This window comes from Enterobacter sp. K510 (assembly GCF_055804875.1).
On record NZ_JBNRLQ010000005.1, the window covers coordinates 44,538 to 66,007 of the forward strand.

The window sequence follows — 21,470 nt, forward strand, 5'->3', positions numbered from 1 at the left end:
GCTATGAAATTTACCGTTGAACGTGAACATTTACTTAAGCCGCTCCAGCAGGTCAGTGGCCCGCTGGGTGGTCGTCCTACGCTGCCTATTCTGGGTAACCTGTTGTTGCAGGTTGCTGACGGCGCATTGTCGCTGACCGGTACCGATCTGGAAATGGAAATGGTGGCCCGCGTCGCGCTGCTGCAGCCGCACGAACCCGGTGCGACCACCGTTCCGGCGCGCAAATTCTTTGATATTTGCCGTGGCCTGCCGGAAGGCGCCGAGATCGCCGTACAGCTGGAGGGCGACCGTATGCTGGTACGCTCCGGGCGCAGCCGTTTCTCGCTGTCGACCCTGCCGGCGGCAGACTTCCCGAATCTGGACGACTGGCAGAGCGAAGTGGAATTCACCCTGCCGCAGGCGACCATGAAGCGCCTGATCGAAGCGACCCAGTTTTCCATGGCGCATCAGGACGTGCGTTATTACTTAAACGGTATGCTGTTTGAAACCGAAGGCGAAGAGCTGCGCACCGTGGCGACCGATGGTCACCGCCTGGCAGTCTGTTCCATGCCGGTCGGGCAGTCGCTGCCCAACCATTCGGTGATCGTGCCGCGTAAAGGCGTGATCGAGCTGATGCGTATGCTGGACGGCGGTGATTCGCCGCTGCGCATCCAAATCGGCAGCAACAATATTCGCGCGCACGTCGGCGATTTTATCTTCACATCCAAGCTGGTTGATGGCCGTTTCCCGGATTATCGCCGCGTATTGCCGAAGAACCCGGACAAGCACCTGGAAGCAGGCTGCGACATCCTGAAACAGGCCTTTGCCCGCGCGGCGATCCTCTCGAACGAGAAGTTCCGCGGCGTGCGTCTGTATGTCAGCCAGAACCAGATCAAAATCACCGCCAATAACCCTGAGCAGGAAGAGGCGGAAGAGATCCTCGACGTCACTTACGGCGGCACGGATATGGAAATTGGCTTTAACGTCAGTTACGTGCTGGATGTGCTGAACGCGCTGAAGTGCGAAAACGTCCGCATTATGCTGACGGATTCGGTTTCCAGCGTGCAGATTGAAGATGCAGCCAGCCAGAGTGCGGCTTACGTTGTCATGCCAATGAGATTGTAATGTCGCTCACCCGCTTGTTGATCCGCGACTTTCGCAACATCGAGAGCGCGGATCTCGCTTTATCCCCCGGCTTTAACTTCCTGGTTGGCGCGAACGGCAGCGGCAAAACCAGCGTGCTGGAGGCAATCTACACCCTCGGCCATGGTCGGGCATTTCGCAGTCTGCAAATTGGCCGCGTCATTCGCCACGAGCAGGAGTCGTTTATTCTGCACGGGCGTCTGCAGGGCGAGGAGCGCGAAACCTTAATCGGTCTGACCAAAGACAAGCTCGGCGACAGCACGGTGCGTATCGACGGCACCGACGGACACAAAGTCGCGGAGCTGGCGCTGCTGATGCCGATGCAACTGATTACGCCCGAGGGGTTTACTTTACTCAACGGCGGCCCCAAATACAGAAGAGCATTCATCGACTGGGGATGCTTTCACAATGAAGCCGGATTCTTTAACGCCTGGAGCAACCTGAAGCGTCTGCTGAAACAACGCAACGCCGCGCTGCGCCAGGTGAGTCACTATGCGCAGTTGCGCCCGTGGGATAAGGAGTTGATCCCGCTGGCGGAACAAATCAGTCAATGGCGCGCCGAATACAGCGCCGCCATCGCTGAAGATATGGCGGATACCTGCAAACAGTTTCTACCCGAATTCACCCTGAGCTTCTCTTTCCAGCGCGGCTGGGAAAAAGAGACCGACTATGGCGATGTGCTGGAGCGTAGCTTCGAGCGCGATCGCATGCTGACCTACACCGCGCACGGCCCGCACAAGGCGGATTTCCGCATTCGTGCCGACGGCGCGCCGGTGGAAGATACGCTCTCACGCGGGCAGTTAAAACTGCTGATGTGTGCGTTGCGTCTGGCGCAGGGCGAGTTCTTAACCCGTGAAAGCGGGCGACGCTGTTTATACCTGATAGATGATTTTGCCTCAGAGCTTGATGACGCACGGCGCGGACTGCTTGCCAGCCGCTTAAAAGCCACGCAGTCACAGGTCTTTGTCAGCGCCATCAGCGCTGAACACGTTCTGGACATGTCGGACAAAAATTCGAAGATGTTCACCGTGGAAAAGGGTAAAATAACGGATTAACCCAAGACTAAATGAGCGAGAAACGTTGATGTCGAATTCTTATGACTCCTCCAGTATCAAAGTCCTCAAAGGGCTGGATGCGGTGCGTAAGCGCCCGGGTATGTATATCGGCGATACGGATGATGGCACCGGCCTGCACCATATGGTATTCGAGGTTGTGGATAACGCTATCGACGAAGCGCTCGCGGGTCACTGTAAAGATATTGTGGTGACGATCCACGCCGATAACTCTGTCTCCGTAACGGACGATGGCCGTGGCATCCCGACCGGTATTCACCCGGAAGAGGGCGTGTCGGCGGCGGAAGTTATCATGACCGTACTGCACGCAGGCGGTAAATTTGATGATAACTCCTATAAAGTGTCCGGTGGTCTGCACGGTGTGGGCGTATCAGTGGTTAACGCCCTGTCGCAAAAACTGGAGCTGCTGATCCGTCGTGAAGGCAAAATCCACCAGCAGACTTACGTGCACGGCGTGCCGCAGGCACCGCTGGCCGTCACCGGTGAAACCGACGCTACCGGTACGCAGGTGCGTTTCTGGCCGAGCCATGAAACCTTCACCAACGTCGTTGAATTTGAATATGACATCCTGGCCAAGCGTCTGCGCGAGCTGTCGTTCCTGAACTCCGGCGTCTCCATTCGCCTGATCGACAAGCGTGACGGTAAAGAAGACCACTTCCATTATGAAGGCGGCATCAAGGCGTTTGTTGAATACCTCAACAAAAACAAAACGCCGATCCACCCTAATGTCTTCTATTTCTCCACCGAAAAAGACGGTATCGGCGTTGAAGTGGCATTGCAGTGGAACGATGGTTTCCAGGAAAACATCTACTGCTTTACTAACAACATCCCGCAGCGTGATGGCGGTACGCACCTGGCTGGCTTCCGTGCGGCAATGACCCGTACCCTGAACGCCTACATGGATAAAGAAGGCTACAGCAAAAAAGCGAAAGTCAGCGCCACCGGCGATGATGCGCGTGAAGGCCTGATTGCCGTGGTATCGGTGAAAGTGCCGGATCCGAAATTCTCCTCCCAGACCAAAGACAAACTGGTTTCTTCCGAGGTGAAATCGGCGGTTGAGCAGCAGATGAACGAATTGCTGTCAGAATACCTGCTGGAAAACCCGAATGACGCGAAAATCGTCGTCGGTAAAATCATTGATGCGGCGCGCGCCCGTGAGGCTGCCCGTCGCGCCCGTGAAATGACCCGTCGTAAAGGCGCGCTGGATCTGGCCGGTCTGCCGGGCAAACTGGCGGATTGCCAGGAGCGCGACCCGGCTCACTCCGAACTGTACCTGGTGGAAGGGGACTCTGCGGGCGGCTCTGCCAAGCAGGGACGTAACCGTAAGAACCAGGCGATCCTGCCGCTGAAGGGTAAAATCCTTAACGTTGAGAAAGCGCGTTTCGACAAGATGCTCGCCTCGCAGGAAGTGGCAACGCTTATCACTGCTCTCGGCTGCGGCATTGGCCGTGACGAGTACAACCCGGACAAACTGCGCTATCACAGCATCATCATCATGACCGATGCGGACGTCGATGGCTCGCACATCCGTACGCTGCTGTTGACCTTCTTCTACCGTCAGATGCCGGAAATCGTTGAGCGCGGCCACGTCTACATTGCGCAGCCGCCGCTGTACAAAGTGAAGAAAGGCAAGCAGGAACAGTACATCAAAGACGACGAAGCGATGGATCAGTATCAGATCGCTATCGCTCTCGACGGCGCCACGCTGCACACCAACGCCAGCGCTCCGGCTCTGGCTGGCGAGCCGCTGGAAAAACTGGTGGCTGAATTCAATGGCGCGCAGAAAATGATTGGCCGCATGGAGCGTCGCTACCCGCGCGCGCTGCTGAAAGAGCTTATCTATCAGCCGACGCTGAATGAAGACGATCTCACCGACGAAGCGAAAGTGACGGGCTGGGTGACTCAGCTTATCAACACGCTCAATGAAAACGAAATGCACGGCAGCACCTGGAACGTCGCGGTGCGCGAGAACGCCGAGCTGAAACTGTTCGAGCCGGTCGTGCGCGTACGTACTCACGGTGTGGATACCGATTATCCGCTGGAGCATGAGTTCATTGTCGGTGGCGAATACCGCCGTCTGTGCGCGCTGGGTGAGAAACTGCGCGGCCTGATCGAAGAAGACGCCTTTATCGAGCGTGGCGAACGTCGCCAGCCGGTTGCCAGCTTCGAGCAGGCGCTGGACTGGCTGGTGAAAGAGTCCCGTCGTGGTCTGTCTATCCAGCGTTATAAAGGGCTGGGCGAGATGAACCCGGAGCAGCTGTGGGAAACCACCATGGATCCGGACAGCCGCCGTATGCTGCGCGTCACGGTGAAAGATGCTATTGCCGCCGATCAGCTGTTCACGACCTTAATGGGCGACGCCGTTGAACCGCGCCGCGCCTTTATCGAAGAGAACGCCCTGAAAGCCGCGAACATCGATATCTAAGCCGTTTGTCCCCGGTGGCGCGTTGCTAACCGGGGCTACAGCATCAGGCCCGGTAAGCGTCAGCGCTACCGGGCTTTTTTTTGGCCGCAAAAGGAGGATCCTCTCCCCGGATCCCATCCCCCTTTCTTACCGTGTTTTTTCGGCAGAATCGCGTTAGCATGCGTTAAGACTCATTTACTGCGGGGAACTCATGGCTATCAAACTCATTGCAATCGACATGGACGGTACATTGCTGCTGCCGGACCATACCATTTCACCTGCGGTTAAAAATGCCATTGCCGCGGCGCGTGAGAAGGGCGTTAACGTTGTGCTGACCACCGGGCGTCCTTATGCCGGGGTACACAACTATCTGAGAGAGCTGCACATGGATAAGCCAGGTGATTACTGCATCACCTACAACGGCGCGCTGGTGCAAAAAGCGAGCGATGGCAGCACAGTGGCGCAGACCACCCTGAGCTACGACGATTACCGCTATCTGGAACAGCTTTCCCGCGAAGTGGGTTCGCACTTTCACGCGCTGGATCGCAATACGCTCTACACCGCCAACCGTGACATCAGCTACTACACGGTGCACGAATCCTACGTGGCCACCATCCCGCTGGTGTTCTGCGAAGCGGAAAAAATGGACCCGGCGATCCAGTTGCTGAAAGTGATGATGATCGACGAGCCGGCCATTCTGGATAAAGCCATTGCGCGTATTCCGGCAGAAGTGAAAGAGAAATACACCGTGCTGAAAAGTGCGCCGTACTTCCTCGAAATCCTCGATAAACGCGTCAATAAAGGCACCGGTGTGAAATCGCTGGCCGATACGCTGGGCATTACGCCTGACGAGATCATGACCCTCGGCGATCAGGAAAACGACATCGCGATGATCGAATACGCCGGTCTTGGCGTGGCGATGGATAACGCCATCGACTCGGTGAAAGAGGTCGCGGATTTCGTCACCAAATCCAATCTGGAAGATGGTGTCGCTTACGCTATCGAAAAATTCGTCCTGAACTGATCGGCCTGAAGACGCAAAACGACATGAAACAGATCACCTTTGCCGCACAACACCATCAGCTGACCAATACCCGGACCTGGACGCCGGACAGCCAGTGGCTGGTCTACGACGTACGGCCTTCGGGCGCCTCTTTTACCGGGCGCACCATTGAGCGCGTCAATATACACACCGGTGCGGTTGAGGTGATTTATACCGCCCCTGAGGGGGCGCATGTCGGCGTGGTGACGGTGCATCCGGCGGCGGAAAAATATGTCTTTATCCACGGGCCGGAAAACCCCGACGCCGAGTGGCACTACGATTTTCACCACCGGCGCGGCGTGGTGACGCATGCGGGTCACACCCAAAATCTGGATGCGATGGATATCACCGTGCCTTTCACGCCCGGTGCGCTGCGCGGCGGCAGCCATGTTCACGTTTACAGCCCGAACGGTGAGTACGTCAGCTTTACCTATAACGATCACGTCATGCATACGCTCTCCCCGGCGCTGGATTTGCGCAACGTTGGCGTGGCAGCGCCCTTTGGTCCGGTGGAACCGCCGCGCACGCATCCACGGGAATACGGCGGCAGCCACTGGTGCGTGCTGGTCAGTAAAACAACCGCCACACCGCGGCCCGGCAGCGATGACATCAACCGGGCTTATGAAGAAGGCTGGGTGGGGAACGACGCGCTGGCGTTTATCGGCGATACATTGTCCCTTCGCGGGGAGAAGGTGGCGGAGCTGTTTATCGTCACTTTGCCGCGCACAGAGGCGGGCTGGAAGCAGGCGGGCGATCGGCCTTTAGCCGGAACGCCCGATACGCTGCCCGCGCCGCCCGCAGGCGTACAGCAAAAACGCCTTACCTTTACTCACGATCGCGCTTTTCCGGGGCTGGCGAACACCCCGCGCCACTGGGTGCGCAGCAATCCGCAGGCGACCGACATTGCCTTTCTGATGCGCGATGAGCAGGGTATTGTTCAGCTGTGGCTGATCGCGCCCCAGGGCGGGGAGCCGCGTCAGCTGACCCATAACGCCCGGGATATTCAGTCGGCGTTTAACTGGCATCCGTCAGGCAGGGCGCTGGGCTTTGTGCTGGAAAACCGCATCGCGATGTGCGACGCGCAACGCGGCGACATCACTTTTTTGACTACCGATCACGAAAATGTCCCGGCCGCAGATGCGGTGGTCTTTTCGCCGGACGGGCGGCATATCGCCTGGATGGAAGAGACGCAGGGATACCGTCAACTGTGGTTAACGGCCACCGGATTGTAAATCAGGGCGCGACGGCGGGCGGGATCACCGAGTTGGTCGCCAGATTCGCCTGCTCGCTTTTCTCGACGCGTGAGCGCAGCGAATTATCTTTGCGGAATAAATCCCAGGGCAGCAGCAGCGTATCCATTACCGCCGTAAAAGGCATATCCAGCGCCACCAGCGATTTCATGCCGATGCTGGTGTCATCGTCGCCGAGCATTTTTGTGCTGGCGCTGGTGCCGGGGTAAAGACCCTCTTTGCCGCCGGTATGGGACATCACGCTGGAGCAACCGCCGATCGACATCATCCCGCTTACGACAGCCAGTATTAGAAGAATGTTTTTCATAACGATTTGATCATAGTGAGTGGCCGTACACGCTTATAGCGATCCTGAACGTAAAAGAGTAGTGATGGAGCGCCACACTGTGGCGGTCATCGCAATTTAACAATTTATGCTGTAACCCAGTCTATGCAATGACTGCGAAAGTGCAAAAAAAAGTCAGACAAACACCCTTGAAAAGAAAATGACTGCACCCATTTTAGGTAATGTCCCGGAAAGAACACGCCTGCGGGGTGTTCGGGGGCCAACAAGCCTGTCCATGGTGGAAGGCTGAAAATTCTCGCTGATTTCAGGAGCTTATTTATGCGTAACTTCGATCTTTCTCCGCTTTACCGTTCTGCTATTGGTTTCGATCGCCTGTTCAACCTGTTAGAAAATAATCAGACCCAAAGCAACGGCGGTTACCCTCCGTATAACGTTGAACTGGTTGACGAAAATCATTACCGCATCGCCATTGCCGTTGCTGGCTTTGCAGAAAGCGAGCTGGAGATCACCGCTCAGGACAATATGCTGGTGGTGAAAGGCGCTCATGCCGCTGAGCAAAAAGAGCGTACTTATCTCTATCAGGGCATCGCCGAACGCAATTTCGAGCGTAAATTCCAGTTAGCCGAAAATATCCACGTACGTGGCGCTAACCTGGTTAACGGTCTGCTGTACATCGATCTGGAACGTGTCATTCCGGAAGCGAACAAACCGCGCCGTATCGAAATCAACTAATTGCCAGGGCACGCCCGGGCGTGCCCGAATCACCTTGCTCGCCGTCAGGGAGCAGATGCCTGTCTTCATACAGGCAGATATTTACTCGCTTCTCAGAAGGAGAAAACCATGCGTAACTACGATTTATCCCCACTTCTGCGTCAGTGGATCGGTTTTGACAAACTGGCCAGCGCGCTGCAAAGCTCGGCAGAAAGCCAGTCATTCCCGCCGTACAACATCGAAAAAAGCGACGATAACCACTACCGCATCACGCTGGCGCTGGCCGGTTTCCGTCAGGACGATTTAGAGATCCAGCTTGAAGGTCAGCGTCTGACCATTAAAGGCACGCCGGAAAAACCCGCCAGCGAGCCGAAATGGCTGCATCAGGGTCTGGTCATCCAGCCGTTCAGCCTGGGCTTCACCCTGGCCGAACATATGGAAGTGGCTAACGCGACCTTCAACAACGGCCTGTTGCATATCGATCTGACCCGCAACGTGCCGGAAGCCATCGCGCCGCAGCGTATCGCCATCAGCGAACGCCCTGCGCTGAACAGCTAAGTCTTTATCACCTCTGATCTTCTGGCCGGGCCAGCGCCATGCTGACCCGGCCTGCTTGTTTCTGCTTACTCCCTTTTGTGCGCCACCACCCATACAGCCGCGCTGCGCTCTGCGAAAATCCCTGTAAATAATAGTGTTATTCACAAGGATCCCTTTATGAGTGAGATAGCGTTAACGGTCAGTATTCTGGCGCTGGTTGCTGTCGTGGGTTTGTGGATCGGCAATATCAAAATCCGCGGCGTGGGCTTTGGTATTGGCGGCGTACTGTTTGGCGGCATTATCGTCGGGCACTTCGTCGATCAGGCCGGGATTGGCCTCAGCAGCGACATGCTGCACGTGATGCAGGAGTTCGGCCTGATCCTGTTCGTTTACACCATCGGCATTCAGGTCGGGCCGGGTTTTTTCGCCTCGCTGCGCGTATCAGGATTACGCCTCAATCTGTTCGCCGTGCTGATCGTCATTATGGGCGGGCTGGTCACCACGCTGCTGCATAAACTCTTTGCTATCCCTTTACCCGTAGTGCTGGGGATTTTCTCCGGCGCGGTCACCAACACCCCTGCGCTGGGAGCGGGGCAGCAAATTCTGCGTGATTTAGGCACGCCGGGGGATGTCGTCGATCAGATGGGTATGAGCTATGCGATGGCCTATCCATTCGGCATCTGCGGCATTCTGCTGACCATGTGGCTGATGCGGCGGCTGTTCCGCGTCAATATCGACCAGGAAGCGCAGCAGCACGAGCACAGCGCCGGGAACGGCCATCCGCAGCTTAAAACCATTAATATCCGCGTGGAAAACCCCAACCTGAACCGCATGGCGATCCAGGATGTGCCGGTGCTCAACAGCGACAGGATCATCTGTTCCCGCCTGAAACGCGATGACACCCTGATGGTGCCGTCGCCGTCCACGATCATCAGGCACGGCGATCTGCTGCATCTGGTGGGTCAGGAAGCGGATCTGCGCAGCGCGCTGGTGGTCATCGGTCAGGAGGTGGATACCTCGCTGTCCACACGCGGCACCGATCTGCACGTCGAGCGCGTGGTGGTGACCAACGAAAAAGTGCTCGGCAAAAAAATCCGCGATCTGCACCTTAAACAGCGCTACGACGTGGTGATCTCGCGCCTTAATCGCGCCGGGGTGGAGCTGGTGGCGAGCAGCCACGCCAGCCTGCAATTTGGCGATATTCTCAACCTGGTGGGGCGGCAAGCGTCTATTGACGCGGTGGCCGCCGAAGTGGGAAACGCGCAGCAAAAACTCCAGCAGGTGCAGATGCTGCCGGTGTTTATCGGCATCGGGCTTGGCGTATTGTTAGGCTCTCTGCCGCTGTATGTGCCGGGCTTTCCGGTGGCGTTAAAGCTCGGGCTGGCGGGCGGACCGCTGATTATGGCGCTCATTCTCGGGCGAATCGGCAGCATCGGTAAGCTGTACTGGTTTATGCCGCCCGGCGCCAACCTCGCGCTGCGCGAACTGGGCATTGTGCTCTTTCTGGCGGTGGTCGGCTTAAAATCCGGCGGCGATTTCATCGACACGCTGATCAATGGCGACGGCCTTAACTGGATGGGCTACGGCATCCTTATTACCGCCGTGCCGCTGATCGCCGTCGGCCTGCTGGCGCGTATCTTCACCAAAATGAACTACCTGACGCTGTGCGGCATGCTGGCCGGTTCAATGACCGATCCCCCGGCGCTGGCCTTCGCCAGTGGTCTGCACGCCACCAGCGGCGCGGCGGCGCTCTCCTATGCCACCGTCTACCCGCTGGTGATGTTTCTGCGCATCATCACCCCGCAGCTGCTGGCGGTACTGTTCTGGGGGATAGGTTAAGCGTCAGCGGCCACGCCGCAGGTGGTAATCCACCTGATAATCGCTGGCATTGCGGTACATGATGGAATAATTAAGAAACACGCCGCTGTCGCTGTAGGACAGCGACGTGATCCGCAATAACGGCGTATCGCGAGCTACCTTCAGTAGTCTCGACATCTCCCCGTCCGCCAGCACCGGCGTCAGGCTCTCATAATTCCCGCTAATATCTATCCCGCAGTTTTTTTCGATGTAGTCGAATTTCGATCCCTCCAGATGCACCAGCGCCAGGTCGTGAAACAGCTTCACCGGCATATAGCTGTCTTCCAGCAGCAACGGCGCGCCATCCACATAGCGTAACCGGCGTGAATAGTAGATGCGTTCATTGATTTGCAGACGTAGCTGACTGGCAATCGCGGGTGGGGCGGGCATCACTTCGAATTCAAGCACCTCGCTCATCACGCTGCGCCCCTGCGCTTTCATAATTTCGCAAAAGCCGGTGAGATTGCGGGTTTCGTGGTGCACATCCTTTTTCAGCAGACGGGTGCCGCTGCCGTGCCGCCGTTCAATCAGCCCCTGTTCGACAAGTACAGCCAGCGCTCTGCGCATGGTCATGCGCGACACGCCATACTCCTGCGCCAGCGTTTTCTCGCCGGGCAGCACGCTTCCCGTCTGCATCTCTTTTTCATTCAGCCGGGCACGTAATGTTTCCGCCAGCGATTTATAGATCACTTTTAGACCTCTTTTTTGTCATTTTCATTCCCTGCTCGTCAGTCATCAGGCGTCCCTGTTCTGCTATCACTACCGCATTATTTATGACATGTCTGCTTATTTCCTAAAATATAGACAGGTGCACCGAAATAAAATCCTGTGCAGCATCACAAAATAATTATTTATTAAATAAGCGCCGTGTCTGCCCTGCTTTATGATTATTGCAGTTATCCATTATCAGCCCTTCCGGAAGTTATATGCAATATTTATAAGGATTATGAAAATGCTGAGTCAAATACAACGCTTTGGTGGCGCTATGTTCACCCCGGTATTGCTATTTCCATTTGCAGGGATCGTCGTCGGTTTAGCAATATTATTGCAGAATCCGCTTTTTGTAGGCGAAGCATTAACATCGCCTGATTCACTCTTTGCACAAGTGATTAATATTATTGAAGAAGGTGGCTGGACAGTATTCAGAAATATGCCGTTGGTTTTTGCTGTGGGATTACCTGTTGGCCTCGCAAATAAAGCGCAGGCGCGGGCGTGTTTAGCCGTACTGATTAGCTTTATGACATGGAATTATTTTATTAATGCCATGGGTGTAGCCTGGGGCACTTTTTTCGGCGTTGACTTTAGTATTGATGCTGTTGCCGGAAGCGGTTTAACCACTATTGCCGGAATTAAAACGCTGGATACCAGTATTATTGGCGGCATTGTCATTGCCGGTATTGTAACGGCGATACATAACCGCTATTTCGATAAACCCATGCCAGTATTTTTAGGTGTTTTTCAGGGCACCTCTTTCGTGGTTATCCTGGCGTTTTTAATGATGCTGCCCTGCGCATGGTTAACACTCTGGGGCTGGCCGAAAGTACAGTTTGGGATTGAATCATTGCAGGCTTTTTTACGCAGCGCCGGTGCAGCGGGCGTCTGGGTTTATACCTTCCTGGAACGCATTCTGATCCCAACCGGATTACACCATTTTATTTACGGCCCCTTTATGTTCGGCCCGGCGGCGGTAGAAGGCGGTATTCAGGTGTACTGGGCCAACCATTTGCTGGAATTCAGCCAGACCACTACGCCGCTGAAAACGCTCTTTCCGGAAGGCGGATTCGGCTTATTCGGTAATTCAAAGGTGTTCGCCTCGCCTGGGATTGCGCTGGCGATCTACTACACCGCCGCCGTACATAATCGCAAAAAAATCGCCGGTCTGCTGATCCCGGCAGTATTAACGGCGGTGCTGGTGGGCATCACCGAACCCCTGGAATTCACTTTTCTGTTTATCTCGCCGGTGCTTTTCGCCATCCATGCGGTGCTGGCGGCGACCATGGCGACGCTGATGTATATGGGCGGCGTGGTGGGAAACCTGGGCGGCGGCTTCCTTGACACCATGCTGCCCCAGAACTGGATCCCGATGTTTAACAATCATGCCCCGATGATATTCACGCAGCTCGGCATCGGGTTGAGTTTTACCGCGATCTACTTTGTGGTGTTTCGCACGCTGATTTTGCGCTTCAACCTGAAAACGCCGGGACGCGACGACGCGGAAATTAAGCTGTACAGCAAAGCGGATTACAAAGCGTTGCAGGCGCAAACCCCGACGGCAGAGAAAAATCCGGCCGCGGCTTACCTCGCGGCCCTCGGCGGCGCGGGCAATATTGCAACGCTTAACAACTGCGCCACGCGTCTGCGCATCACGCTGGTCGACATGGCGAAAACGCACAGCGACGACGTTTTCAAAGCCCTCGGCGCGCACGGCGTGGTGCGCAGCGGCAACGGTATTCAGGTGATCATCGGTCTGCACGTTCCCCAGTTGCGCGATCAGCTGGAAAGCCTGATGAGAGTCCCTTTATCAAACCAACCTTCCCCCATGACAGAGGTCATATCATGAAAAAATTCTCGGTTGTTATTGCCGGCGGCGGCAGCACCTTTACGCCAGGTATCGTGTTGATGTTACTCGCTAATCAACATCGCCTGCCGTTACGGGCGCTGAAGTTTTATGACAACGACGGCGCGCGGCAGGAGGTGATTGCCGAAGCCTGCAAAATCATTCTGCGCGAGCAAGCCCCGGACATCGATTTTTGCTACACCACCGATCCGCAAACCGCGTTCAGCGACGTCGATTTTGTGATGGCGCATATCCGCGTGGGCAAATACCCGATGCGCGAAAAAGACGAGAAGATCCCGCTGCGCCACGGCGTGGTCGGTCAGGAAACCTGCGGGCCGGGCGGTATTGCCTACGGAATGCGCTCCATTGGCGGCGTGCTGGAGCTGGTGGATTATATGCAGACCTGGTCGCCGGACGCCTGGATGCTGAACTACTCCAATCCGGCGGCGATTGTCGCGGAAGCCACGCGGCGGCTGCGCCCGACGGCGAAAATCCTTAACATCTGCGATATGCCTATTGGCATCGAAGGGCGCATGGCCCAAATCCTCGGTCTGCAGGACCGCAAACAGATGATCACCCGCTATTACGGGCTGAACCACTTCGGCTGGTGGCATGGGATAGAGGACCTGGACGGTAACGATTTAATGCCCGCGCTGCGCCAGTACGTGTCTGAACACGGGTATATTCCTCCGTCAAATGACGAGCATACGGAAGCGAGCTGGAACGACACCTTCGCCAAAGCGAAGGACGTGCAGGCGCTGGATCCGGCTACGCTGCCCAACACCTATCTGAAATATTATCTCTTCCCGGATTATGTCGTCGCGCACGCTAACCCCGGGCGCACACGGGCAAACGAGGTGATGGATCACCGGGAGAAGCACGTGTTCAGCGCCTGTCGCGCCATTATTGAGGCCGGGCATTCCGCAGCCGGGGAGCTGGAAATTGACGAACACGCTTCTTATATCGTCGACCTGGCCGCCGCCATCGCCTTTAACACCCAGGAGCGCATGCTGCTGATCGTGCCGAACAACGGCGCTATCGCCAATTTCGATGCCGACGCGATGGTGGAGATCCCCTGTCTGGTGGGCAAAAACGGTCCGGAGCCGCTGACGGTCGGCACTATCCCGCATTTCCAGAAAGGGCTGATGAGCCAGCAGGTGGCGGTGGAAAAACTGGTGGTCGATGCCTGGGAGCAGGGGGCATATCTGAAACTGTGGCAGGCCATCACGCTCTCAAAAACTGTGCCGAGCGCCTCTGTCGCCAGAGCGATCCTTGATGACTTAATCGAAGCCAATAAAGACTACTGGCCGCGATTAAGTTGATCCTGCCGGGCCGGTATTGTTCTGATGCCGGCCCGACTGCGCAAGCGCCTGCGATGGCGCATAGCCAAAGCGCTGCTTAAACGCCTTACTGAAGTGAAAAGAATCAAAGAAATTAAGCATATCCGCCACCCTGCTGACGCTGTTTCCCTGCTGTTTTAACAGCGACAGCGCCAGATCCAGACGCGCATGCAGTGCGTACTCTTTTGGCGTTTTGCCGGTATAACGCAGAAACAGGCGGCGCAGATAAGGCGCGCTGCACTGCATGCGCTGCGCCATTTCATTCACCGTCCAGCGCTGTTGCGGCGCCGCATGCAGAGCGGTGATCAGTTTTTCAAATTGCACTTGCTGTGCGTCTTTGGTGCCCTTTTCGGCGATCAGACAAATCCACTGATATATCATCTTGGTCAGAAATGCCACCGCCAGATTATTTTTCATTGCATCGCCACTGCGTGTTAATAAAGCGACTTCATTAAGCTCGTGATTAAATAGCTCGCCATTACAGATAACGCCTTGCTGTAATAATGGTATTTCCATTAAGGTGGTGGGAATAAACTCCATCCAGTATTGCTCCCACAGCAATCCCGCACAGTGATAAGATTTTATATCCGTCGGTTTTAAAAATATAACGCAATTGCCGTTAAGAATAATTTCAGCGTCGTCGCGCAAAATGATTTTTCCGCAGCCCTGCAACGTATAAACCGCCACCCATGAATTGGCGATCAACGGCTTTTTCTTATCGCGCGGCCAGTAAACGCGGTAGCTTTCATCGGCGAGGGTATGCCATAAGGCGATCAGTGAAATACCGCTGGAGATCACACTTTCATCAAGAACCAACGGAATATTGTACGTGGGTTCGTTTTTTACATGCGAGTTTTGCAATTTTCCATTCATTTTAAATTCCCGCCGCAGAATGATGTCCACAACCTGAACGTACCAGAAAATAAATCGCTCGGGGATCTGAAGTTTGTATTTTAAGAAATCTGACTGCCTGACCCGGCTCGCCGGGACATAATGAAAATAAGGCTACGAGATGAATACGCTACAAATTCTGAGCTTTGTCGGTTTTACGCTACTGGTCGCAGTAATAACCTGGTGGAAGGTTCGCAAAACCGACACCGGCTCGCAACAGGGTTATTTTCTTGCCGGGCGATCGCTGAAAGCGCCGGTGATCGCCGCGTCGCTGATGCTGACCAATCTCTCCACCGAACAGCTGGTAGGCCTGTCCGGGCAGGCATACCGGAGCGGCATGTCGGTGATGGGCTGGGAAGTGACTTCCGCCGTGACCCTAATCTTCCTCGCGCTGATATTCCTCCCGCGTTATTTGCAGCGCGGCATTGCCACCATTCCCGATTTTCTGGAAGAGCGCTACGATAAAACGACGCGCATTATTATCGATTTCTGTTTTCTGATCGCCACCGGCGTCTGCTTCCTGCCGGTCGTGCTCTATTCCGGCGCACTGGCGCTGAACAGTCTGTTTCATGTCGGCGACTCGCTGGGTATTTCGCAGGGCGCGGCAATCTGGCTGCTGGTTATTTTACTTGGGCTGGCGGGTATTGTTTATGCGGTGATCGGCGGGCTGCGCGCGATGGCGGTTGCCGATTCGATAAACGGTATTGGTCTGGTCATTGGCGGTCTGCTGGTGCCTGTTTTTGGCCTGATGGCGATGGGGCACGGCAGTTTTCTGCGTGGCGTTGAACAGCTCACCACCCTTCATGCAGAAAAGTTAAACTCGATAGGCGGGGCGTCCGATCCGCTGCCGATTGGCGCGGCATTCACTGGCCTCATCCTGGTAAACACTTTTTACTGGTGTACCAATCAGGGCATTGTGCAGCGCACGCTGGCGTCGAAAAGTCTCGCCGAAGGGCAAAAAGGCGCGCTGTTAACGGCGGTGCTGAAAATGCTCGATCCGCTGGTGCTGGTATTGCCGGGCCTCATCGCTTTTCACCTCTATCAGGATTTACCTAAAGCGGATCTGGCCTATCCGACACTGGTGAACAATGTGCTTCCCGTACCGCTGGTGGGATTCTTTGGCGCCGTCTTATTCGGCGCGGTGATCAGCACCTTTAATGGCTTTTTAAACAGCGCCAGCACCTTATTCAGTATGGGAATTTATCGCCGGATCATTAATCAGGACGCCACGCCTGAGCGGTTAGTGCATATCGGGCGAGAATTCGGACTCGTTATCGCCATTATTTCCGTGCTGGTCGCGCCCTGGATCGCCCGTGCGCCGGAAGGCTTATACAGCTGGATGAAGCAGCTCAACGGCATCTATAACGTCCCGCTGGTGACGATCATCATTATGGGCTTTTTCTTTCCGCGTATTCCGGCGCTGGCCGCGAAGGTGGCGATGGGGCTGGGGATCGTCAGCTATATCACCATCAACTATCTGGTGAAGTTTGATTTCCACTTCCTGTATGTCCTCGCCTGTACGTTCTGCATCAACGTGGTGGTGATGCTGGTCATCGGCATCATTAAACCGCGCGCCACACCATTTCAGTTTCAGGACGCCTTCGCGGTGGATATGCAGCCGTGGAAAAACGCCCGGATCGCCTCCGTCGGCATACTGTTCGCGATGATCGGCGTCTATTCCGGCCTCGCGCAGTTTGGCGGCTATCACACCCAGTGGCTGATGATCATCAGCTATGCCATTACCGCCGCCGTGGTTATCTGGTTGATTTACAGCACGATGACAACGGCTAAAGGTGCCTCTGGCGCTAAGGATAACGCATGAACCGCCCCAACTTTTTGTTCATTATGACCGATACCCAGGCCACCAATATGGTGGGCTGCTACAGCGGCAAGCCATTGAATACGAATAATATTGATCGGCTGGCAGAGGAGGGGATCCGCTTTAACTCAGCCTATACCTGTGCGCCCGTCTGTACGCCCGCCCGCGCCGGTCTGTTTACCGGCATCTATTCCAGCCAGTCCGGGCCGTGGACCAACAACCTCGCGCCGGGCAACAACATCGCCACCATGGGACGCTACTTTAAAGAGGCGGGCTACCACACCTGCTACATCGGCAAATGGCATCTCGACGGACACGACTATTTCGGCACCGGCATCTGCCCGCCGGAATGGGATGCAGACTACTGGTACGACGGCGCAAATTATCTGGCGGAACTGACTGACCAGCAGATCGGCCTGTGGCGCAACGGGCTGAACAGTATTGAGGATCTGCGGGCGAACGGTATCGATGAAACCTTTACCTGGGCGCACCGTATCAGCCATCGTGCCGTCGATTTTTTACGCCAGCCTGTGCGTGACGAGCAGCCGTTCCTGCTGGTGGTTTCCTATGACGAGCCGCACCATCCCTTTACCTGTCCGGTTGAGTATCTGGAAAAGTATCAGGACTTTTATTACGAGCTGGGCGACAAGGCGCATGACACGCTGGAAGACAAACCTGAACATCACCGCCTCTGGGCGCAGGCCATGCCGTCGCCAGTGGGAAGCGATGGCCGCTATCATCATCCGCTCTATTTTGCCTGTAATGATTTTGTCGACGACCAGATTGGCCGGGTGATCGATGCGCTCACCCCACAGCAGCGGCAAAATACCTGGGTGATTTATACCTCCGATCACGGCGAGATGATGGGCGCGCATCAGCTCATCAGCAAAGGGGCGGCGATGTATGATGACATCACCCGCATCCCGCTGATTATGCGCCCGCCGCAGGGTACGCCGCACCATGTCGATACGCCGGTCAGCCATATTGATGTGCTGCCGACCATGATGGCGCTGGCGGGAATAAACAAGCCCGCCATTCTGCCCGGCGAAAACATCCTCAACGGCCTATCTGAGCGTGGCGTGATGGTGGAGTTCAACCGCTATGAAATTGAACATGACAGCTTTGGTGGCTTTATTCCGGTGCGCTGTTGGGTGACCGATCGCTACAAACTGGTGATCAATTTATTTACCAGCGATGAGCTGTATGACAGAGCGAATGACGCCAGTGAAAGGGTGAATCTGATTAACGATCCGCGCTATGCCACTGTCCGCAATCAGCTGCATGATGCGCTGCTCGAATACATGGACACCATCCGCGATCCGTTCCGCACATATCAGTGGCGACAACGCCCGTGGCGACAGGATGCATCGCCGCGCTGGATGGGCGCATTCCGTCCGCGTCCGGACGATAACCATTCGCCGGTGGTACGCGATTACGACACCGGTATGCCAACCCAGGGTGTAAAAGTGGAGGAGAAAAAGCAGAAGTTCTGACGGGTTATTGCCGGGTGGCGCATACGCTTACCCGGCCTACAAAGTTATACCGTAGGCCGGATAAGGCGTTTACGCCGCCATCCGGCACCTTTAATAGTGCCCTACAGCCTGCACCTCAGCTAGAATTGGCGTTCATCCGTTTAATCAGGGAAGCTGCCACCATGAAAATTTCCCGCCTCGGCGAAGCGCCGGATTACCGCTTCTCGCTGGCCAATGAGCGTACCTTTCTGGCGTGGATCCGCACCGCGCTCGGGTTTTTAGCGGCGGGCGTCGGGCTTGACCAGCTCGCGCCGGATTTTGCCACGCCGCTGATCCGCGAACTGCTGGCGCTGCTGTTGTGCCTGTTCGCAGGCGGGCTGGCGATTTATGGATACCTGCGCTGGCTGCGCAATGAGAAGGCGATGCGGCTGAAAGAAGATCTGCCCTATACCCGTACGCTGCTGGTAATCAGCCTCATTCTGACGCTTGTCGCCGCCGTGGTGATGGTGCTGGTGTTTTATGCCGGATAGCCGCAAAGCGCGTCGCCAGCAGGATCCTGGCCTGCAGCCGGAGCGCACGTCCCTTGCCTGGTTTCGCACGCTGCTGGGCTACGGGGCGCTGATTGCGCTGGCCATCAGACATCACTGGTATGAATCAGGGATAACCTTCTGGATCTCGCTGGCGGTGCTGGCGCTCACCGGGCTGATCCTCTGGCGTTACACCCGCAGGCGTAACCTGATGGATGTCAGCCACAGCGACTTTGTGCAACCGGCGGCGTTACGGGATAAATTCTTCATTGCGCTGGCGGTGCTGGCGCTTTCCCTGCTGTTCGCGAGCGCGCATATCCGCCAGGTATTGTTAGTGATCGCAGAATAGTTGTAGCCTGCCTGTGCTCACCCCTTTACCACACCATTTCATGCAGGGTTTATCGTGACTAAAACCGTGATCGCCAGCGCATTACTCTTTGTTGCCAGCGCCGCTTATGCCGCGCCGCCGCTGACGGCTGCCCGTTACGCCGCACAGCTGGGGCCGGGTATGGAGGTGGACTGGGCGCGTACTGAACGCGGCATCCGTGAATTCGACCCGCTGGTGGTCAGAGATTTTGCGGCGCTGGGTATTCATCACGTGCGTATTCGCGTGGCGCAGAACATGACCGAGGCGCGGCTGGTGCACCTGCGTAAACTGGTGGAGGCGTGCGAGCAGTACGGCGTTATCCCGATCATCGCGTATCAGGCCGACGGCCTGAAGGCCGATCCGCTGAAAAACGAGGCGGCGTTAGTGGCGTGGTGGAGCCGGGTGGCGCGCTATTTTGGTACTGACCATCCGCTGCTTGGCTTTGATCTGATCGATGAACCGGCGGAAAAGCTCAATCGCGATCAGGCGGCGCTGAACCGCGTTTATGACCGGCTGATCAAAACCCTGCATGGCATCGACCCCCGGCGCATGATTTTTGTCGCGCCGCGCCTGCGGTCAGCGCCGGAAGCGCTGACGGAGCTGAAGCTGCCGCCGCATAGCCAGAATTACGTGCTGGCGCAGTGGCATATGCCGGGCGCAGGGCCGCAAAAAAATAACGGTAAATCTTCCCCGACGCCTGCCGGGAAAGCCGCCATTCACGCGCACATCAATGCAGTGCTGCGCTGGCAGCAGAAAACCGGGCACGTCAGCTGGGTGGGAAGCTGGGCGGTGGGTGAAGCCAGTAAAAGCGCGCCGACGGCCGCACAGCTCGCCTTCGCCACCTTTACGGCCTGCGAGCTGAAGCGGGCCAACATTCCTTATGCTATCAGTGCCGACGCCCGGTTTTACGACGGGGAAGAGGGCGCGTGGCGTCCTGACCCCGCGCCGCTGTTAAAAACGATGATCGCCCCGGCGTGTGACGCTAAACCGCCGTTTCATGATGGGCAAAGCGCGACGCCAGCGGCAGCCAGCACAACAGGATCAGCAGCCCCATCAGCGTCATCAGCATCCCGAGGCTAGCCTGCCCGTTCTGCGGCAGCATGGCGGACAGCCAGGCCAGCACGCCGGAGCCAATATTTTGCAGACCGCCCACCAGCGCCCCCGCCGTGCCCGCCAGAAACGGAAACGGCTCCATCGCGCCGCTGGTGGCAAGCGGGAACAGCATCCCCGCGCCGAAGAAAAACAGCGCCGCCGGGATCAGCAGCGTCCAGACGTTCATCACGCCAAACCAGCCGGGGATCCACATCATCAGCCCGGCGAGCAGACAGCTTGCCACCGCCTGCCACATCAGCGTGGAAAAGCGTTTGTTCTGCCGCCCGGCAAACCATGCGCCGAAAAACGCCGCCGGGATCGGCAGAATAAACAGAATGCTCACCACCATACTGCTGAGGCCCAGACCCGCGCCGAGCAGCACGCCGGAACAGGCTTCAAATACCGCGATCCCCGCAAGGCCGCCAATCAGCATCAGCAGATAACAGGTAAATGACCCGTTGCCGAACAGCGTTTTGTAGCTGGCGATAAGCCGGGTGCGCGGCGCGTCCACCGGACGGGTTTCCGGCATCCAGCGCGCCATGCTCAGGGTAACGCCGATGCACAGCAGCAGTAAAAAGCCGAAGCATGCCCGCCAGTCCCACAGCGTATTAAGCAGACCGCCAATCAACGGCGCCAGCAGCGGGCTGACCAGAATGCCCATGTTCAGCAGACTGTTCGCCTGGCGCAGCTGCGAACCGGCATAAAGATCGCGCGGCAGGGTGCGCGCCATCACGCCGCCGACGCCGGTACCCATGCCCTGTAGAGCGCTGGCAATAATCAGCACCGTCAGGCTGGGGGCGGCGATCGCCATTACCGTGGCGAGCATAAAAATGGACATCCCGGCGAGGATCACCGGACGGCGGCCTACCCGGTCGGCAAGCGGGCCATAAAAAAGTTGTGAGACGCCGTAGGTCAGCAGATAGGCCGCCATGACGCTCTGCACCGCGCCTTCCCGCACGTTAAACGCCAGCGCCATATCCGCAATCGCCGGTATATAGATGGTCTGCGCCATCTGGCCGACCGCCACTAACACCACCAGCATCATTAACAAATTAACGTTTCTGTCCCGTTTCATGTCGCGTAATACTTTACCAGATTGAGAAAAAGGAGAATAAAAGCCTGG

19 protein-coding genes and 1 other annotated feature are annotated in these 21,470 nt (G+C 56.5%); of the genes, 15 read left to right on the top strand and 4 right to left on the bottom strand.

Features of this window, described 5'->3' with window-relative positions:
• Positions 1 to 3: 3 nt before the first annotated feature.
• From dnaN to ACQUTD_RS09960, 5 genes are all read left to right on the top strand, one after another.
• Positions 4 to 1,104, top strand: a complete 1,101-nt coding sequence (gene dnaN, locus ACQUTD_RS09940) for a DNA polymerase III subunit beta (RefSeq protein WP_072570903.1) — start codon at positions 4 to 6, stop codon at positions 1,102 to 1,104.
• Positions 1,104 to 2,177, top strand: a complete 1,074-nt coding sequence (recF, locus tag ACQUTD_RS09945; RefSeq protein WP_473275447.1) for a DNA replication/repair protein RecF — start codon at positions 1,104 to 1,106, stop codon at positions 2,175 to 2,177. Before dnaN ends, recF begins: the two co-directional genes overlap by 1 nt.
• Before the next feature lie 28 nt (positions 2,178 to 2,205).
• A complete protein-coding gene (gene gyrB, locus ACQUTD_RS09950; protein WP_473275444.1) occupies positions 2,206 to 4,620 on the top strand; it encodes a DNA topoisomerase (ATP-hydrolyzing) subunit B in 2,415 nt (804 codons plus the stop codon).
• A gap of 190 nt (positions 4,621 to 4,810) precedes the next feature.
• Positions 4,811 to 5,623 carry a sugar-phosphatase gene (yidA, locus tag ACQUTD_RS09955; RefSeq protein ID WP_072570908.1) on the top strand — a complete coding sequence of 271 codons (813 nt, stop codon included), beginning with the start codon at positions 4,811 to 4,813 and terminating at the stop codon, positions 5,621 to 5,623.
• A gap of 23 nt (positions 5,624 to 5,646) precedes the next feature.
• On the top strand, positions 5,647 to 6,873 hold the full coding sequence (locus ACQUTD_RS09960) for a DUF3748 domain-containing protein (protein WP_473275440.1): 1,227 nt from the start codon (positions 5,647 to 5,649) through the stop codon (positions 6,871 to 6,873).
• Between the two features lies 1 nt (position 6,874).
• Here the strand turns inward: ACQUTD_RS09960 and ACQUTD_RS09965 are convergent, their stop codons facing one another.
• Positions 6,875 to 7,198: a YceK/YidQ family lipoprotein gene (locus ACQUTD_RS09965; RefSeq protein WP_072570912.1), complete on the bottom strand. Its 324-nt coding sequence runs from the start codon at positions 7,196 to 7,198 to the stop codon at positions 6,875 to 6,877.
• 233 nt (positions 7,199 to 7,431) lie between these two features.
• Positions 7,432 to 7,502, top strand: a sequence feature (ROSE (Repression Of Heat Shock gene Expression) occurs in the 5'-region of heat shock genes and acts as an RNA thermometer to modulate expression.).
• Between ACQUTD_RS09965 and ibpA the strand changes: the two genes are divergently transcribed.
• From ibpA to ACQUTD_RS09980, 3 genes are all read left to right on the top strand, one after another.
• Positions 7,496 to 7,909 (top strand): small heat shock chaperone IbpA, encoded by a 414-nt coding sequence (ibpA, locus tag ACQUTD_RS09970; protein ID WP_072570914.1) that lies wholly within the window; start codon positions 7,496 to 7,498, stop codon positions 7,907 to 7,909. (Overlaps the previous feature by 7 nt.)
• A 108-nt stretch (positions 7,910 to 8,017) precedes the next feature.
• Complete coding sequence (gene ibpB / locus ACQUTD_RS09975) at positions 8,018 to 8,446, top strand: small heat shock chaperone IbpB (RefSeq protein ID WP_473275435.1); 429 nt, start codon at positions 8,018 to 8,020, stop codon at positions 8,444 to 8,446.
• A 156-nt stretch (positions 8,447 to 8,602) separates the two neighbouring features.
• Positions 8,603 to 10,264: a putative transporter gene (locus ACQUTD_RS09980; RefSeq protein ID WP_072570917.1), complete on the top strand. Its 1,662-nt coding sequence runs from the start codon at positions 8,603 to 8,605 to the stop codon at positions 10,262 to 10,264.
• A gap of 3 nt (positions 10,265 to 10,267) precedes the next feature.
• On the opposite strand, the gene ACQUTD_RS09985 is transcribed toward ACQUTD_RS09980, so the two are convergent.
• Entirely contained in the window at positions 10,268 to 10,972 is a 705-nt protein-coding gene (locus tag ACQUTD_RS09985) for a GntR family transcriptional regulator (protein ID WP_072570919.1), read from the bottom strand.
• 262 nt (positions 10,973 to 11,234) lie between these two features.
• Between ACQUTD_RS09985 and ACQUTD_RS09990 the strand changes: the two genes are divergently transcribed.
• Positions 11,235 to 12,842 (top strand): alpha-glucoside-specific PTS transporter subunit IIBC, encoded by a 1,608-nt coding sequence (locus tag ACQUTD_RS09990; protein WP_473275431.1) that lies wholly within the window; start codon positions 11,235 to 11,237, stop codon positions 12,840 to 12,842.
• Positions 12,839 to 14,161 (top strand): family 4 glycosyl hydrolase, encoded by a 1,323-nt coding sequence (locus tag ACQUTD_RS09995; RefSeq protein ID WP_473275428.1) that lies wholly within the window; start codon positions 12,839 to 12,841, stop codon positions 14,159 to 14,161. The genes ACQUTD_RS09990 and ACQUTD_RS09995 overlap by 4 nt, the downstream gene beginning before the upstream one ends.
• On the opposite strand, the gene ACQUTD_RS10000 is transcribed toward ACQUTD_RS09995, so the two are convergent.
• Positions 14,153 to 15,052, bottom strand: a complete 900-nt coding sequence (locus ACQUTD_RS10000) for a helix-turn-helix transcriptional regulator (RefSeq protein ID WP_072571289.1) — start codon at positions 15,050 to 15,052, stop codon at positions 14,153 to 14,155. The two genes, ACQUTD_RS09995 and ACQUTD_RS10000, sit on opposite strands and share 9 nt — an antisense overlap.
• Before the next feature lie 139 nt (positions 15,053 to 15,191).
• Between ACQUTD_RS10000 and ACQUTD_RS10005 the strand changes: the two genes are divergently transcribed.
• From ACQUTD_RS10005 to ACQUTD_RS10025, 5 genes are all read left to right on the top strand, one after another.
• Positions 15,192 to 16,892 (top strand): solute:sodium symporter family transporter, encoded by a 1,701-nt coding sequence (locus ACQUTD_RS10005; protein ID WP_473275425.1) that lies wholly within the window; start codon positions 15,192 to 15,194, stop codon positions 16,890 to 16,892.
• On the top strand, positions 16,889 to 18,382 hold the full coding sequence (locus ACQUTD_RS10010) for a sulfatase-like hydrolase/transferase (protein WP_473275422.1): 1,494 nt from the start codon (positions 16,889 to 16,891) through the stop codon (positions 18,380 to 18,382). The genes ACQUTD_RS10005 and ACQUTD_RS10010 overlap by 4 nt, the downstream gene beginning before the upstream one ends.
• A gap of 161 nt (positions 18,383 to 18,543) precedes the next feature.
• On the top strand, positions 18,544 to 18,891 hold the full coding sequence (locus ACQUTD_RS10015; protein WP_072570928.1) for a YidH family protein: 348 nt from the start codon (positions 18,544 to 18,546) through the stop codon (positions 18,889 to 18,891).
• Positions 18,881 to 19,237: a DUF202 domain-containing protein gene (locus ACQUTD_RS10020; protein WP_072570930.1), complete on the top strand. Its 357-nt coding sequence runs from the start codon at positions 18,881 to 18,883 to the stop codon at positions 19,235 to 19,237. Before ACQUTD_RS10015 ends, ACQUTD_RS10020 begins: the two co-directional genes overlap by 11 nt.
• Positions 19,238 to 19,291: 54 nt before the next feature.
• Entirely contained in the window at positions 19,292 to 20,335 is a 1,044-nt protein-coding gene (locus tag ACQUTD_RS10025) for a cellulase family glycosylhydrolase (protein ID WP_473275418.1), read from the top strand.
• Here ACQUTD_RS10025 and emrD read toward each other — a convergent pair.
• The gene (gene emrD / locus ACQUTD_RS10030) at positions 20,238 to 21,422 is read right to left on the bottom strand and encodes a multidrug efflux MFS transporter EmrD (protein WP_473275416.1); all 1,185 of its coding nucleotides are present in this window, start codon (positions 21,420 to 21,422) and stop codon (positions 20,238 to 20,240) included. The two genes, ACQUTD_RS10025 and emrD, sit on opposite strands and share 98 nt — an antisense overlap.
• Positions 21,423 to 21,470: the final 48 nt, after the last annotated feature.

Excerpts from the sequence above, each read along its gene's own strand:
- ACQUTD_RS09980 (WP_072570917.1), top strand. The coding sequence starts at position 8,603 with ATGAGTGAGATAGCGTTAACGGTCAGTATTCTGGCGCTGGTTGCTGTC.
- ibpB (WP_473275435.1), top strand. The coding sequence starts at position 8,018 with ATGCGTAACTACGATTTATCCCCACTTCTGCGTCAGTGGATCGGTTTT.
- ACQUTD_RS09960 (WP_473275440.1), top strand. The coding sequence starts at position 5,647 with ATGAAACAGATCACCTTTGCCGCACAACACCATCAGCTGACCAATACC.
- recF (WP_473275447.1), top strand. The coding sequence starts at position 1,104 with ATGTCGCTCACCCGCTTGTTGATCCGCGACTTTCGCAACATCGAGAGC.
- ACQUTD_RS10000 (WP_072571289.1), bottom strand. The coding sequence starts at position 15,052 with ATGAATGGAAAATTGCAAAACTCGCATGTAAAAAACGAACCCACGTAC.
- gyrB (WP_473275444.1), top strand. The coding sequence starts at position 2,206 with ATGTCGAATTCTTATGACTCCTCCAGTATCAAAGTCCTCAAAGGGCTG.
- ACQUTD_RS09990 (WP_473275431.1), top strand. The coding sequence starts at position 11,235 with ATGCTGAGTCAAATACAACGCTTTGGTGGCGCTATGTTCACCCCGGTA.
- ACQUTD_RS10015 (WP_072570928.1), top strand. The coding sequence starts at position 18,544 with ATGAAAATTTCCCGCCTCGGCGAAGCGCCGGATTACCGCTTCTCGCTG.
- ACQUTD_RS09995 (WP_473275428.1), top strand. The coding sequence starts at position 12,839 with ATGAAAAAATTCTCGGTTGTTATTGCCGGCGGCGGCAGCACCTTTACG.
- ACQUTD_RS10005 (WP_473275425.1), top strand. The coding sequence starts at position 15,192 with ATGAATACGCTACAAATTCTGAGCTTTGTCGGTTTTACGCTACTGGTC.
- ACQUTD_RS09965 (WP_072570912.1), bottom strand. The coding sequence starts at position 7,198 with ATGAAAAACATTCTTCTAATACTGGCTGTCGTAAGCGGGATGATGTCG.
- emrD (WP_473275416.1), bottom strand. The coding sequence starts at position 21,422 with ATGAAACGGGACAGAAACGTTAATTTGTTAATGATGCTGGTGGTGTTA.
- ACQUTD_RS10020 (WP_072570930.1), top strand. The coding sequence starts at position 18,881 with ATGCCGGATAGCCGCAAAGCGCGTCGCCAGCAGGATCCTGGCCTGCAG.
- dnaN (WP_072570903.1), top strand. The coding sequence starts at position 4 with ATGAAATTTACCGTTGAACGTGAACATTTACTTAAGCCGCTCCAGCAG.
- yidA (WP_072570908.1), top strand. The coding sequence starts at position 4,811 with ATGGCTATCAAACTCATTGCAATCGACATGGACGGTACATTGCTGCTG.
- ACQUTD_RS10010 (WP_473275422.1), top strand. The coding sequence starts at position 16,889 with ATGAACCGCCCCAACTTTTTGTTCATTATGACCGATACCCAGGCCACC.
- ibpA (WP_072570914.1), top strand. The coding sequence starts at position 7,496 with ATGCGTAACTTCGATCTTTCTCCGCTTTACCGTTCTGCTATTGGTTTC.